Source organism: Dyella ginsengisoli LA-4 (genome assembly GCF_000334915.1).
Taxonomy (GTDB): domain Bacteria; phylum Pseudomonadota; class Gammaproteobacteria; order Xanthomonadales; family Rhodanobacteraceae; genus Dyella_A; species Dyella_A ginsengisoli_A.
On record NZ_AMSF01000027.1, the window covers coordinates 77,569 to 90,298 of the forward strand.

Genomic DNA, 12,730 nt, shown 5'->3' on the forward strand with positions numbered 1-12,730 from the left:
GCTCCGGTTGATTACTTCGAGTAAAGCTCGACGATCAGCGCTTCGTTGATGTCGGTGGGCAGGTCGCCACGATCCGGCACCGACTTGAACGTGCCGGCGAACTTCTTGGCGTCCACTTCCACCCACTGCGGGCGCAGATCCATGGTGTCGAACACGGTCGCCGCTTCCTGAACGCGCAGCTGGTTGCGTGCGCGCTCGGTCAGGGCGATTTCGTCACCCGGCTTGACCTGGTAGGACGGAATGTTGACTTTCTTGCCGTTGACCAGCACCGCCTTGTGGGCGACCAGCTGGCGGGCCTGGGCGCGGGTGACCGCGAAGCCCATGCGGTAGACGACGTTGTCCAGGCGGCTCTCGAGCAGGCGCAGCAGGTTCTCACCGGTGTTGCCCTTGAGGGTCGACGCCTTGGTGTAGTAGTTGCTGAACTGGCGCTCGAGCACGCCGTAGATGCGCTTGACCTTCTGCTTCTCGCGCAGCTGGACGGCATAGTCGGACATGCGCATGCGCTTGTTGGCGCCATGCTGGCCGGGCTTGTTTTCCAGCTTGCACTTGGAATCCAGCGCGCGGGCCGGGCTCTTCAGGCTGAGGTCGGAACCCTCACGACGGGCGAGCTTGCAGGTAGCTCCACGATAACGGGCCATGGGTATGCTCCTTAGACTCGACGCTTCTTGGGGGGACGGCAGCCGTTATGCGGGATCGGCGTGACGTCGATGATGTTCAGCACCTTGTAGCCGAGGGCGTTCAGCGAACGCACCGCCGACTCACGACCCGGGCCCGGACCCTTGATGCGCACTTCGACGGTCTTCACGCCGTAGTCGCCCGCCGCGCGGCCGGCCTTCTCGGCGGCCACCTGGGCAGCGAACGGGGTCGACTTGCGCGAGCCGCGGAAGCCCGCGCCGCCGGCAGTCGCCCACGACAGCGCGTTGCCCTGGCGATCGGTGATGGTGACGATGGTGTTGTTGAAGGAGGCCTGCACGTGGGCCACGGCATCCGTGACAACGCGCTTGATCTTCTTCTTGGTCTTGACTGGCTTGGCCATGATTCGAATCCGTTACTTCTTGATGGCGCGACGCGGACCCTTGCGGGTACGGGCGTTGGTGCGCGTGCGCTGGCCGCGCACCGGCAGGCCACGACGGTGACGCAGACCGCGGTAGCAACCCAGATCCATCAGACGCTTGATGGCGATGCCAACTTCGCGACGCAGATCACCTTCGACAACGTACTTGCCGATTTCGTGGCGGAGCTTCTCCACCTCACCCTCGCTGAGGGACTTGATCGGCGTGGTCGGAACCACGCCGGCGTCCGCGCAGACCTTCTTGGCCCGGCTGCGGCCGATGCCGTAGATGCTCTGCAGACCGACCCAGACATGCTTCTGGACCGGCAAATTGACACCCGCGATGCGCGCCATGATGTACTTTCTCCGATGCTTTCGTGCGCGGTAAACGCGCAATTTTAACCTGAATCAACCCTGCTGGAAAGTCCCGCGGCCTGCGCCGCGGCTTTCCCGTTTATCCGGCCCCACTCCTACGCCCCAGCAGCCACTAGCTGCGCCGGAGATTGGCCTTCTTGAGCAAACCTTCGTACTGGTGGCTCACCAGGTGCGCCTGCACCTGCGAGGTGAAGTCCATCACCACCACCACTACGATCAGCAGCGAGGTGCCGCCAAAGTAGAAGGGCACGTTCCACGACTTCTGCATGAACGTGGGCACCAGACAGACCAGCACCAGGTAGAGCGCTCCCACACCGGTAAGGCGAGTCATCACCGCATCGATGTAGCTGGCGGTCGCCTTGCCGGGACGGATGCCCGGAATCAGCGCGCCGGAACGCTTGAGATTGTCGGCCGTCTCCTGGGAGTTGAAGACAATGGCCGTGTAGAAGAACGCAAACGTGATCACCAGCACCGCGAACACCACGTCGTGCAGCGGCTCGCCCTGGTTCAGCGCCTGGGTCAGCGACTGCAGCCAGCGGGCCTGGTGGCCGGTGCCGAACCAGGTCAGCGCGGTGGCCGGGAACATCAGCAGGCTCGAGGCGAAGATCGGCGGGATCACGCCCGACATGTTGATCTTCAGCGGCAGGTGCGAGCTCTGGTTCATGTACGCCTGCTGGCCGCCGGAGCGCCGCGCGTAGTTGACCGTGATTCGCCGCTGCGCGCGCTCCATGAACACCACGAAGGCGGTCACGGCCAGCACCATGGCGACGATCAGGATCAGCTTCAGGCCGTTGCCCAGCTCACCGTTGGCCTGCATGGTCAGGGTGTGCGCCACCGCACCGGGGAGACCCGCCACGATACCGGCGAAGATCAGCAGCGAGATGCCGTTGCCGATGCCGCGTTCGGTGATCTGCTCGCCCAGCCACATCAGGAACATGGTGCCGGCGGTCAGGCCGACGACGGACGACAGCACGAAACCCATGCCCGGCATGTAGACCACCGGCACGCCGCCGGAAGCGACCTGCTTCTGCAGCGCCACGGCGATGCCGAATGCCTGGAAGGCCGCGAGGCCGACCGTGCCGAAGCGGGTGTACATGGTCATCTTGCGCCGCCCTGCCTCGCCTTCCTTGCGGAGGTTCTGCAGGCTGGGAATCACCGACCCCATCATCTGCACCACGATCGATGCGGAGATGTAGGGGACGACGCCCAGGGCGAAGACCGACATGCGGGACAGCGAGCCACCCGAGAACATGTTGAACATGCTCAGGAGGCCGCCGCCCTGCTGCTCGATCAGGCGGGTCATCGCCTCGGGATTCACGCCCGGCACCGGGATGAACGAACCGAGGCGGAAGACGATCAGCGCACCGATCACGAAAAAGATGCGCTGACGCAGCTCGGTCAACTTGCCGAGCGAGCCGAGCTGGTTGCCCTTGGCAGCAGCCACCGGGTTACTCCACGCTGCCGCCGGCCGCCTCGATCGCGGCCTTGGCACCGACCGTGGCGAGGATGCCGGAGAGCTTCACGGCGCGACCGATCTCACCCTTGGCCACGACCTTGACCTTCTTCGCACGGCTATCGACCAGGCCGGCCTTGTGCAGCGTCACCAGATCGATCACCTCGGCGTCGAGGGTGGCAAGCTGGTACAGGAACACCTGCTGGCTCTCGGCCTTCTTCTGCGAGCGGAAGCCGACCTTCGGGAGGCGACGCTGCAGCGGCATCTGGCCGCCTTCGAAGCCGAACTTGTGGGTGCCGCCGGCACGGGCGTGCTGACCCTTGTGTCCGCGGCCCGCGGTCTTGCCGAGGCCCGAGCCGATGCCGCGACCGACGCGCAGGCGCGACTTGCGCGAACCGGCGGCGGGCTTGATGTCGTTGAGACGCATGATGATTACTCCTCGACCCGGACCAGGTAGTAGACCGTGTTGATCAGGCCACGCACCTGCGGGCTGTCCTTCAGTTCACGCACGTCGTTGGTCTTGTTCAGACCGAGCGCCTTGACGCTCAGACGGTGACGGCTCTGCACGCCACGCAGGCCCTTGACCAGGCGCACGCGCACGGTCTTTTCGGCAGTCTCATTCTTAGCCATTGCCCAGCACCTCATCCAGGGTCTTGCCACGCTTGGCGGCGATCTTCTTGGGCGAGGCCACGGCCTGCAGGCCCTTGATGGTGGCGCGCACCAGGTTGATCGGGTTGCGCGAACCCACCGCCTTGGCGAGCACGTTCTTCACGCCGACCACTTCCAGCACGGCGCGCATCGCACCGCCGGCAATCACGCCGGTACCTTCGGCGGCCGGCTGCATGTACACGCGGGCGGCGCCGTGGTTGGCCTTGACGGCGTACCACAGCGTGCCGTTGTTCAGCTCGATGTTGACCATCTGGCGACGGGCACGCTCCATCGCCTTGGAGATGGCGACCGGCACTTCGCGCGCCTTGCCATAGCCGAAGCCGACGCGGCCTTCGCCGTCACCCACCACCGTCAGGGCAGTGAAGCTCATCTGGCGGCCACCCTTCACGGTCTTGGCCACGCGGTTGACGGCGATCAGCTTCTCGAGCAGGCCGTCCGAATTTTCGCGATCGTTAGAGGACATGTTGGTTTCCGTATGCCCGGAGGTCCGGGACTTTTGCTTGCGGCTTGGCCGCTTGGAGTTGTAGGTGAAGCTCGGGGCACGTCTACCGCCGTGCCCCGGTGGATCAGAACTTCAGGCCGGCCTCGCGGGCCGCGTCGGCCAGCGCCTTGATGCGACCGTGGTAGCGGAAGCCGGAGCGGTCGAAAGCGACCGACTCGATGCCAGCGGCCATCGCACGCTCGGCAACAGCCTTGCCGACGGCCGCAGCCGCCTCGAGGTTCTTGGTGCCCTTCAGGCCCTCGGCGAGCGCCTTCTGCACGGTCGACGCAGCGGCCACCACCTTGGTGCCGGACGCATCGAACACCTGCGCATAGAGGTGCTGCCCCGTGCGATGCACCGAAAGGCGCGGCACGGCAAGCTTGCGGATGTGCGCGCGAGTGGACTTGGCGCGGCGCAGACGGGATTCGTTCTTGTTCATCGTCATGGTTCTCCAGGAAGCGGATCGACCCTTGCCTACCCCCGGGACTCACCCCGGGAGGCGGATTAGGCCTTCTTGGCTTCCTTCAGCGTGATCTTCTCGCCGGCGTAACGCACACCCTTGCCCTTGTAGGGCTCCGGCGGACGATAGGCGCGGATCTTGGCAGCCACCTGGCCCACGCTCTGCTTGTCCGAGCCCTTGATCAGGATCTCGGTCTGCGTCGGCGTCTCGATGGTCACGCCTTCCGGCGCGTTGAACACCACCGGATGGGAGAAACCGAGGCTCAGATTCAGCGCCTTGCCGGTCATCGAGGCGCGATAGCCCACGCCGACCAGTTCAAGCTTGCGCTCGTAGCCGTCGGAGACGCCCTTGACCATGTTGGCCAGCAGCGCGCGGGCAGTGCCGCCGAACTTGTCGTCCGCACCTTCGGCCAGAACGATCGTCGCCACGCCGTTCTCGACGGACACGTTGACGCCCGGCAGCGCGTGCACGGACAGGGAGCCCTTCGGGCCCTTAACGGAGATGCCGTCTTCGGCAACCTTCAGCTCGACACCCTTCGGCAGGCTGATCGGCTTCTTAGCAACACGGGACATCGTCGACTCCTTAAGCCACTTGGCCGATGACTTCGCCACCGAGGCCCTTGGCGCGGGCCTGGGCATCGGTCAGCAGACCGGCGGAAGTCGAAATGATCGAGATACCAAGACCGCCGAGCACCTTCGGCAGCTCGTCCTTGCCGCGATAGACGCGGAGGCCGGAGCGGCTGACCCGGGAAATGGCCTCGATGGCCGGACGGCCTTCGAAATACTTGAGCTTGATCTCGAGCACCGGCTTGCCCTCCGCGTCGGAGGTCTTGGCGTCGAGGATGTAGCCCTCGTTCTTGAGAAGGTTGGCGATCGCCACCTTCAACTTCGACGACGGCATGGTCACGGTCTGCTTGCCCGAGAGCTGGGCGTTGCGCACGCGCGTGAACATATCGGCGATGGGATCAGTCATGCTCATGAAAACATCCTTCAGAGTGCACCGATATCCGATAAAACCGGAAATCAATTCTAGATTGTGAGCCGCAACAAGCCGGCCTGCTTTATGCAGACCGACGAGTGTAACAGCCTTTTCCAGCTTTGGCGAATATCAGAGCGCCAACGTCATGGACGGCGGGGCACCCCCGCCATCGGAGGCCAGCGGACCGGATGGCCCGCTTCCCGGCCGGGAATTACCAGCTGGCCTTGCGCAGGCCCGGAACTTCGCCGCGCATGGTGGCTTCACGCAGCTTGTTGCGGCCCAGGCCGAACTTCTTGTACACCGCACGCGGGCGACCGGACAGGGCGCAGCGGGTGCGCTGACGCACCGGGCTGGCGTCGCGCGGCAGCTTCTGCAGCCTGGTCTGGGCGTCCATCTTCTCCTCGTAGGAGGCGGTGGGGCTCAGCACGATCGCCTTCAGCTCGGCGCGCTTGGCGGCGTACTTCTGGACGAGCTTGGTCCGCTTCAGATCGCGGTTGACCATCGAGGTCTTTGCCATGGTTTCTCTCTCGCGTATCAGTTGCGGAACGGGAAGCTGAAGGCTTCCAGCAGCGCCTTGGCTTCGGCGTCGGTCTTGGCGGTCGTGGTGATGGAGATATCCATGCCGCGCATCGCGTCGATCTGGTCGAAGTCGATTTCCGGGAAGATGATCTGTTCCTTCACGCCGAAGTTGTAGTTGCCACGGCCGTCGAAGGCGCGACCCGACACGCCGCGGAAGTCGCGGACGCGGGGCAGCGAGATGTTGATCAGGCGATCGAGGAACTCCCACATCTGGGCGCGACGCAGGGTCACCTTGCAGCCGATCGGCCAGCCGTCGCGGATCTTGAACGAGGCGACGGACACGCGTGCCTTGGTCGTGATCGGCTTCTGGCCGGCGATCTTGGCCATGTCGGCAACGGCGTTCTCGAGCACCTTCTTGTTGCCCGCAGCTTCGCCCACGCCCATGTTGAGCGTGATCTTGGTGATGCGGGGAACCTGCATCACGTTCTGGTAGCCGAACTTCTCGGTGAGCTTGGCGACTACCTGGTCTTTGTAAAACTTTTCGAGGCGCGTCATGGTCGTCTTCCTTACGCGTCCACAACCTCGCCGTTCGAACGGAACACGCGGACCTTGCGCCCATCTTCGAGCACCTTGGCACCCACGCGCTCACCCTTGTTCGTGGCGGGGTTGAACAACTGGACATTGGAGATATGGATCGAGGCTTCGCGCTCGACGATGCCGCCCGGCTGATTGGCCTGCGGGTTCGCCTTGGTGTGGCGCTTGACCAGGTTGACGTTGGTGACGAAAACGCGGTCACCATCGACGCGCAGCACATCGCCGCGCTGACCCTTGTTCTTGCCGGTGATCACGATGACCTGATCACCCTTGCGGATACGGTTCATGGGTATTACTCCGCTCAGAGCACTTCGGGCGCGAGGGAGACGATCTTCATGAACTTCTCGCCGCGCAGCTCACGCGTAACCGGCCCGAAGATACGGGTGCCGATCGGCTCGAGCTTGTTGTTGAGGAGCACCGCTGCGTTGCCGTCGAAACGGATCAGCGAGCCGTCCGGACGACGCACGCCCTTGGCGGTACGGACCACCACGGCGTTGTAGACCTCGCCCTTCTTCACCTTGCCACGGGGGATGGCATCCTTCACGGTGACCTTGATCACGTCACCGATCGCGGCGTAACGACGCTTGGAGCCGCCGAGCACCTTGATGCACATCAGTTCCTTCGCGCCGCTGTTGTCCGCTGCGGAAAGCGTGCTTTGCATCTGGATCATGTCTGCACCCTCCCTTAGACGTTGGCGCGCGTGACGATTTCGACCACGCGGTGATGCTTGGTCTTCGACAGCGGGCGACATTCGGCGATACGCACCACGTCACCCTCGTTCGCGCCCAGGTCGTCCTGCGCGTGAAGCTTGGTCGACCGACGGATGATCTTGCCGAGCAGGCCGTGCTGCACCTGGCGCTCAACCAACACCGTGACCGTCTTGTCCATCTTGTTGGACACCACGCGCCCCTGCAGAGTGCGCACCTGTTTCTGGTTCTCGCTCATGTCCGCCGTCCTTACTTCTTGCCGCCGAGCACGAACTTCGTGCGGGCGATGTCGCGCCGAACGCGGCGCAGCTGGTGCGGCTGGCTGAGCTGGCCGGTGCCCTTCTGCATGCGCAGATTGAACTGCTCCTTGCGAAGGTCCAGCAGGTGCTGGTTCAGCTCTTCGACCGACTTGTTGTTGAGATCTTTGATAGCCATCACATCACCGCCCGGCTGACAAACTGGGTCTGCACCGAGAGCTTGGCCGCCGCCAGGCGGAAGGCCTCACGCGCCGTGGACTCGTCCACACCCTCGATTTCATAAAGCATGCGGCCCGGCTGGATCGGAGCGACCCACAGCTCGACGCTGCCCTTACCCGCGCCCATGCGGACCTCGATGGGCTTCTTGGTGATCGGCTTGTCCGGAAACACTCGAATCCAGAGCTTGCCGCCACGCTTGACGTAACGGGTGATGCAACGACGACCGGCCTCGATCTGGCGCGCGGTGAGCGCGCCGAACGTGGTCGCCTTCAGACCGAACTCGCCGAAACTGACCAGGTTGGCGCTATGCGCCAGACCGTCATTGCGGCCCTTGAACTGCTTGCGGAATTTGGTTCGCTTGGGTTGCAACATGGCAACTCTCCCTTACTTCGCCGCCCGCTCGCGACGGCCTTCACCGCCCTCGCGACGCGATTCACGACGACCCTCGCCGCCTTCGCGACGCGGCTGCGACTGCTCGTCCTTCGACTCCTGCGACGCTGCCGCCAGGTCGAAGATCTCGCCCTTATAGATCCACACCTTGATGCCGATGATGCCGTAGGTGGTCTTGGCTTCGGCGGTGCCGTAATCGATGTCCGCACGCAGCGTATGCAGCGGAACGCGGCCCTCACGACTCCACTCGGAGCGGGCGATCTCGGCACCGTTCAGACGACCGGAGACGTTGATCTTGACGCCCTGGGCACCGAGGCGCATCGCGTTGCCGACGGCGCGCTTCATCGCGCGACGGAACATGATGCGGCGCTCGAGCTGCTGCGCGATCGACTCGGCGACCAGCTGCGCATCGAGCTCCGGCTTGCGGACTTCGTTCACGTTGATGTGCGTCGGAACGCCCATCATCTCGCTGACTTCCTTGCGCAGCTTCTCGATGTCCTCGCCCTTCTTGCCGATCACCACGCCCGGACGGGCGCTGTAAATCGTCACGCGGGCGGTCTTGGCCGGGCGCTCGATCTGGATCTTGGAGATGCCGGCCTGGGCAAGCTTCTTGCGAAGCATCTCGCGGACCTTCAGGTCAGCGACCAGGTACTTGGCGTAATCGCCCTTGTTTGCGTACCACTTCGAGTTCCAGTCCTTGGCGATGCCGAGGCGGATACCGGTGGGATGAACTTTGTGACCCATCGTCTTTTCGTCCTCTTAATCGCCAACGACCACGGTGATGTGGCTGGTGCGCTTCAGGATGCGCGAACCGCGACCCTTGGCGCGGGCGTACATGCGCTTCATCGACGGACCTTCGTCCACGAAGATGCGCGAGACCTTCAGTTCGTCCACGTCGGCGCCGAGGTTGTTCTCGGCGTTGGCGACGGCCGACAGCAGCACCTTGCGGACAAGGTGGGCAGCCTTCTTGTTGGTGAACTGGAGCACGTCGCTGGCGCGACCCACGGGCATACCGCGGACCAGGTCAGCCACCAGGCGTGCCTTCTGCGCCGAGATGCGGGCGCTGCGCAGGATCGCTTTGGCTTCGGTGCTCATCTTACTTGCCCTTCTTGTCGCCGCCGTGGCCCTTGAAGGTGCGGGTCACCGCGAACTCGCCGAGCTTGTGCCCGACCATGTTCTCGTTGACGAGCACCGGCACGTGCTGGCGACCGTTGTGGATGGCGATGGTCAGGCCGACCATTTCCGGCAGGATCATCGAGCGACGCGACCAGGTCTTGATCGGGCGCTTGTTGTTGGCGGAAACCGCAGCTTCCACCTTCTTGACGAGGTGAAGGTCGACGAACGGACCTTTCTTCAGAGAACGCGGCATGTCGGCTTCCTGTTACTTGCGACGACGCACGATGAACTGCTGCGTGCGCTTGTTGTTGCGGGTCTTGTAACCCTTGGTCGGCGTGCCCCACGGGCTGACCGGATGACGGCCACCGGAGGTACGGCCCTCGCCACCGCCATGCGGGTGGTCGACCGGGTTCATCACCACGCCGCGGACGGTCGGGCGGATGCCCTTCCAACGGGTGGCACCGGCCTTGCCCAGCTTCTTCAGGCTGTGCTCGGAGTTGCCCACCTCGCCGATCGTGGCGCGGCAGTCGACCGGCACCTTGCGCATTTCGCCGGAGCGGAGGCGCAGGGTGGCGTAGCCGGACTCGCGGGCGACCAGCTGAACCGAGGCGCCGGCGCTGCGGGCGATCTGCGCGCCCTTGCCTGCCTTCATCTCGATGCAGTGAATGGTCGAACCGACCGGAATGTTGCGCAGCGGCAGGCTGTTGCCCGGCTTGATCGGCGCGTCCGAACCGGACACCAGGCGGTCACCCACCTGCACGCCCTTCGGCGCGATGATGTAGCGGCGCTCGCCATCGGCGTAGCACAGCAGCGCGATGTGCGCGGTGCGGTTCGGATCGTACTCGATGCGCTCGACGCGGCCGGCGATGCCTTCCTTGTCGCGCTTGAAGTCGATGATGCGGTAATGCTGCTTGTGGCCACCACCGCGATGACGCGTGGTGATGCGACCGAAGTGGTTGCGACCGCCCGTCTTGGACTGCGACTCGGTCAGCGCCGCGTACGGCGCTCCCTTGTGCAGGCCCTCGGTGCGGACGCTCACCGCGTCGCGGCGGCCCGGCGAGGTCGGCTTGTGCGTGATCAGTGCCATCTCAATGCGACTCCTTGAGCTCAGGCCTTGGCCGACACGTCGATGGTCTGACCATCGGCGAGGCGGACATAGGCCTTGCGCTTGCCCTGGCGGCTGCCAGTGCGGAAACGGAAGGACTTGACCTTGCCCTTGGCGTTGACGAGGTTCACCTGCTCGACCTTGACGTCGAACATCTGTTCCACCGCCGCGCGGACGTCGGCCTTGGTCGCCTCGGGGGCGACAACGAATACATACTGGTTGCTCTCGGCCAGGCGCGCGGACTTCTCGGAGATGTGCGGCGCACGCAGCGTGTTGAGAATGCGTTCGGTGCTCATGCCAGCCATTCCTCGATCTTCTTGACCGCGTCGACGGTCAGCACGATGTGGTCCGAACCCACCAGGTTGACCGGGTTCAGCGCCATCACGTCCACGACATGCAGGTACGGGATGTTGCGGGCGGCGAGATACAGCGCCTCGGAGGCGTCCTCGCTCACCAGCAGCACGCGACCGGACACCTGCAGCTCGGCCAGCTTGGCCACCATCGACTTGGTCTTCGGCGCTTCGATGCCGAAGCCCTCGACGACCTTCAGGCGGTCCTGGCGGTTGAGCTCGGCCAGAATCGAGCGGATCGCCACGCGATACGCCTTGCGATTGACCTTCTGCTCGTAGTTGCGCGGCTTGGCGGCGAACGTCACGCCACCGCCGACGAAGATCGGGGCACGGTAGTCGCCGTGACGGGCACCGCCACCCTTCTGCTTCTTGAACTTCTTGGTGGTGCCGGACAGCTCACCACGCGACAGCTGCGCCTTGGTACCCGCGCGACCGCCGGCCTGGTAGGCCACGACCACCTGGTGCACCAGGGCCTGCTTGAACTCGCCGCCGAACACTTCGTCCGACACGCTGAGCGGCTTGGCGCCAATGACATTCAGTTCCATGGCGTCTCTCCTCAACCCTTGGTGGTCGGACGGATGACGACGTCGCCACCGGTTGCACCCGGCACCGCGCCCTTCACCGCGATCAGGTGACGCTCGGCGTCGACCTTGACCACTTCCAGACCCTGCTGCGTGCGGTTCACCGCACCCATGTGGCCGGCCATCTTCTTGCCCGGGAACACGCGACCCGGCGTCTGACGCTGGCCGATCGAGCCCGGGGCGCGATGCGACAGCGAGTTGCCGTGGGTGGCGTCACCCATCTTGAAGTTGTGGCGCTTGATCGTGCCCTGGAAGCCCTTGCCCTTGGACACGCCGGCGACGTCGACGATCTGGCCGACGGTAAACAGCTCGTCCGCCTTGATCTCAGCACCGATCGCGTACTTGCCGAGATCGTCGGCGGCAACGCGGAACTCCCACAGGCCACGGCCCGGCTCGACCTTCGCGGTCGCATAGTGGCCCTTCAGCGGCTGCGTCAGCAGCGAGGCGCGCTTCGCGCCCGCCGTGACCTGCACAGCGCTGTAGCCATCGTTCTCATCCGTCTTCACCTGGGTCACGCGATTCGGCGTCGCTTCGATCAGCGTCACCGGAATCGAGCGGCCATCTTCGGTGAAGAGTCGGCTCATGCCGCACTTGCGGCCAACCAGTCCGATACTCATCTTCGTATCCTGTCTATCGCTCAGCCGAGCTTGATCTGGACATCCACGCCAGCGGCGAGGTCAAGCTTCATGAGCGCGTCCACGGTCTTGTCATTGGGGTCGACGATGTCGAGCACGCGCTTGTGGGTGCGGGTCTCATACTGGTCGCGCGCGTCCTTGTCGACGTGCGGCGAGACCAGGATGGTGTAGCGCTCGATCTTGGTCGGGAGCGGGATCGGGCCGAGCACCGTAGCGCCGGTGCGCTTGGCCGTCTCGACGATCTCGCTGGCCGAGCGGTCGATCAGACGATGATCGTACGCCTTGAGCCGGATGCGAATCTTCTGGTTCGCCATAAAACCGTGTCCTGTTGTCAAAAGAACAATTACTTGTGAATCGAAGCAGCTTCTCACCGCTCCGCACTTGCGACTGGACGCCCCGATGCACTGAAAGCCGCCCAAAATGTTCGGCAAGCCAGTCGATCCGGCTTGCCGAGCAGAAAAGTATAAAAGGCGTAAAAACAAAGATCAACAAAGCTCGCGCTTTGCGATCCTCATGTCTTATGCCCCAGGCGATCCGCGCCAGCGAACTCGAAGCACATCCTGTGCCTCATTTCGCGGTGTAGGAGGCCCCGCCGTAGGCAAGACACTCCTGCAAAGAAGGACGAGTATAGCCCGCCCCTAACGGGAAGGGAAGCCCCCACCCAATAAAAAGCGGCAGCCGACTCCGGCTGCCGCACTCGCCCGCTCAGGGAACCGCTTACTTGATGATCTTGGCCACCACGCCGGCGCCGACGGTACGGCCGCCTTCGCGGATCGCGAAGCGCAGACCC

At 64.2% G+C, this 12,730-nt stretch carries 25 protein-coding genes and 1 pseudogene; all 26 read right to left on the bottom strand.

Going from position 1 to position 12,730, the window contains the following annotated elements; genetic code table 11:
• Positions 1 to 11: 11 nt before the first annotated feature.
• A complete protein-coding gene (rpsD, locus tag C693_RS0108565) occupies positions 12 to 638 on the bottom strand; it encodes a 30S ribosomal protein S4 (protein WP_017461852.1) in 627 nt (208 codons plus the stop codon).
• 11 nt (positions 639 to 649) lie between these two features.
• On the bottom strand, positions 650 to 1,036 hold the full coding sequence (gene rpsK / locus C693_RS0108570; RefSeq protein WP_007513384.1) for a 30S ribosomal protein S11: 387 nt from the start codon (positions 1,034 to 1,036) through the stop codon (positions 650 to 652).
• Between the two features lie 12 nt (positions 1,037 to 1,048).
• The gene (gene rpsM, locus C693_RS0108575; RefSeq protein WP_017461853.1) at positions 1,049 to 1,405 is read right to left on the bottom strand and encodes a 30S ribosomal protein S13; all 357 of its coding nucleotides are present in this window, start codon (positions 1,403 to 1,405) and stop codon (positions 1,049 to 1,051) included.
• A 133-nt stretch (positions 1,406 to 1,538) separates the two neighbouring features.
• Positions 1,539 to 2,870: a preprotein translocase subunit SecY gene (gene secY / locus C693_RS0108580; RefSeq protein ID WP_017461854.1), complete on the bottom strand. Its 1,332-nt coding sequence runs from the start codon at positions 2,868 to 2,870 to the stop codon at positions 1,539 to 1,541.
• A gap of 4 nt (positions 2,871 to 2,874) precedes the next feature.
• Positions 2,875 to 3,312 carry a 50S ribosomal protein L15 gene (rplO, locus tag C693_RS0108585; RefSeq protein WP_241762649.1) on the bottom strand — a complete coding sequence of 146 codons (438 nt, stop codon included), beginning with the start codon at positions 3,310 to 3,312 and terminating at the stop codon, positions 2,875 to 2,877.
• The gene (rpmD, locus tag C693_RS0108590; protein WP_017461856.1) at positions 3,312 to 3,509 is read right to left on the bottom strand and encodes a 50S ribosomal protein L30; all 198 of its coding nucleotides are present in this window, start codon (positions 3,507 to 3,509) and stop codon (positions 3,312 to 3,314) included. The genes rplO and rpmD overlap by 1 nt, the downstream gene beginning before the upstream one ends.
• A complete protein-coding gene (gene rpsE / locus C693_RS0108595; RefSeq protein WP_017461857.1) occupies positions 3,502 to 4,011 on the bottom strand; it encodes a 30S ribosomal protein S5 in 510 nt (169 codons plus the stop codon). The genes rpmD and rpsE overlap by 8 nt, the downstream gene beginning before the upstream one ends.
• A 103-nt stretch (positions 4,012 to 4,114) precedes the next feature.
• Positions 4,115 to 4,474, bottom strand: a complete 360-nt coding sequence (gene rplR, locus C693_RS0108600) for a 50S ribosomal protein L18 (protein WP_017461858.1) — start codon at positions 4,472 to 4,474, stop codon at positions 4,115 to 4,117.
• Positions 4,475 to 4,533: 59 nt separating this feature from the next.
• Entirely contained in the window at positions 4,534 to 5,061 is a 528-nt protein-coding gene (gene rplF, locus C693_RS0108605; RefSeq protein ID WP_017461859.1) for a 50S ribosomal protein L6, read from the bottom strand.
• Between the two features lie 10 nt (positions 5,062 to 5,071).
• On the bottom strand, positions 5,072 to 5,467 hold the full coding sequence (rpsH, locus tag C693_RS0108610; protein WP_017461860.1) for a 30S ribosomal protein S8: 396 nt from the start codon (positions 5,465 to 5,467) through the stop codon (positions 5,072 to 5,074).
• A 211-nt stretch (positions 5,468 to 5,678) separates the two neighbouring features.
• Positions 5,679 to 5,984: a 30S ribosomal protein S14 gene (rpsN, locus tag C693_RS0108615; RefSeq protein ID WP_017461861.1), complete on the bottom strand. Its 306-nt coding sequence runs from the start codon at positions 5,982 to 5,984 to the stop codon at positions 5,679 to 5,681.
• A gap of 17 nt (positions 5,985 to 6,001) precedes the next feature.
• A complete protein-coding gene (gene rplE / locus C693_RS0108620; RefSeq protein ID WP_017461862.1) occupies positions 6,002 to 6,541 on the bottom strand; it encodes a 50S ribosomal protein L5 in 540 nt (179 codons plus the stop codon).
• Between the two features lie 11 nt (positions 6,542 to 6,552).
• Positions 6,553 to 6,867: a 50S ribosomal protein L24 gene (rplX, locus tag C693_RS0108625; protein WP_017461863.1), complete on the bottom strand. Its 315-nt coding sequence runs from the start codon at positions 6,865 to 6,867 to the stop codon at positions 6,553 to 6,555.
• A gap of 14 nt (positions 6,868 to 6,881) precedes the next feature.
• Positions 6,882 to 7,250, bottom strand: coding sequence for a 50S ribosomal protein L14 (gene rplN / locus C693_RS0108630; RefSeq protein ID WP_017461864.1), 369 nt, complete (start codon positions 7,248 to 7,250; stop codon positions 6,882 to 6,884).
• A 14-nt stretch (positions 7,251 to 7,264) separates the two neighbouring features.
• Complete coding sequence (gene rpsQ / locus C693_RS0108635) at positions 7,265 to 7,525, bottom strand: 30S ribosomal protein S17 (RefSeq protein WP_017461865.1); 261 nt, start codon at positions 7,523 to 7,525, stop codon at positions 7,265 to 7,267.
• 11 nt (positions 7,526 to 7,536) lie between these two features.
• On the bottom strand, positions 7,537 to 7,722 hold the full coding sequence (gene rpmC, locus C693_RS0108640) for a 50S ribosomal protein L29 (protein WP_017461866.1): 186 nt from the start codon (positions 7,720 to 7,722) through the stop codon (positions 7,537 to 7,539).
• The gene (gene rplP, locus C693_RS0108645) at positions 7,722 to 8,135 is read right to left on the bottom strand and encodes a 50S ribosomal protein L16 (protein WP_017461867.1); all 414 of its coding nucleotides are present in this window, start codon (positions 8,133 to 8,135) and stop codon (positions 7,722 to 7,724) included. The genes rpmC and rplP overlap by 1 nt, the downstream gene beginning before the upstream one ends.
• A gap of 12 nt (positions 8,136 to 8,147) precedes the next feature.
• Complete coding sequence (gene rpsC / locus C693_RS0108650; RefSeq protein ID WP_017461868.1) at positions 8,148 to 8,897, bottom strand: 30S ribosomal protein S3; 750 nt, start codon at positions 8,895 to 8,897, stop codon at positions 8,148 to 8,150.
• Between the two features lie 15 nt (positions 8,898 to 8,912).
• Positions 8,913 to 9,248, bottom strand: a complete 336-nt coding sequence (rplV, locus tag C693_RS0108655; protein WP_017461869.1) for a 50S ribosomal protein L22 — start codon at positions 9,246 to 9,248, stop codon at positions 8,913 to 8,915.
• A 1-nt stretch (position 9,249) separates the two neighbouring features.
• Complete coding sequence (gene rpsS, locus C693_RS0108660; RefSeq protein WP_017461870.1) at positions 9,250 to 9,522, bottom strand: 30S ribosomal protein S19; 273 nt, start codon at positions 9,520 to 9,522, stop codon at positions 9,250 to 9,252.
• Between the two features lie 12 nt (positions 9,523 to 9,534).
• Positions 9,535 to 10,356 carry a 50S ribosomal protein L2 gene (rplB, locus tag C693_RS0108665; RefSeq protein WP_017461871.1) on the bottom strand — a complete coding sequence of 274 codons (822 nt, stop codon included), beginning with the start codon at positions 10,354 to 10,356 and terminating at the stop codon, positions 9,535 to 9,537.
• A gap of 20 nt (positions 10,357 to 10,376) precedes the next feature.
• Positions 10,377 to 10,670: a 50S ribosomal protein L23 gene (gene rplW / locus C693_RS0108670; RefSeq protein WP_017461872.1), complete on the bottom strand. Its 294-nt coding sequence runs from the start codon at positions 10,668 to 10,670 to the stop codon at positions 10,377 to 10,379.
• Positions 10,667 to 11,269 (bottom strand): 50S ribosomal protein L4, encoded by a 603-nt coding sequence (gene rplD / locus C693_RS0108675; protein ID WP_017461873.1) that lies wholly within the window; start codon positions 11,267 to 11,269, stop codon positions 10,667 to 10,669. The genes rplW and rplD overlap by 4 nt, the downstream gene beginning before the upstream one ends.
• A gap of 11 nt (positions 11,270 to 11,280) precedes the next feature.
• Positions 11,281 to 11,922: a 50S ribosomal protein L3 gene (gene rplC / locus C693_RS0108680; RefSeq protein ID WP_017461874.1), complete on the bottom strand. Its 642-nt coding sequence runs from the start codon at positions 11,920 to 11,922 to the stop codon at positions 11,281 to 11,283.
• 20 nt (positions 11,923 to 11,942) lie between these two features.
• On the bottom strand, positions 11,943 to 12,254 hold the full coding sequence (rpsJ, locus tag C693_RS0108685) for a 30S ribosomal protein S10 (RefSeq protein ID WP_017461875.1): 312 nt from the start codon (positions 12,252 to 12,254) through the stop codon (positions 11,943 to 11,945).
• A 403-nt stretch (positions 12,255 to 12,657) separates the two neighbouring features.
• Positions 12,658 to 12,730: pseudogene (locus C693_RS22990) on the bottom strand (hypothetical protein); the annotation flags it as partial.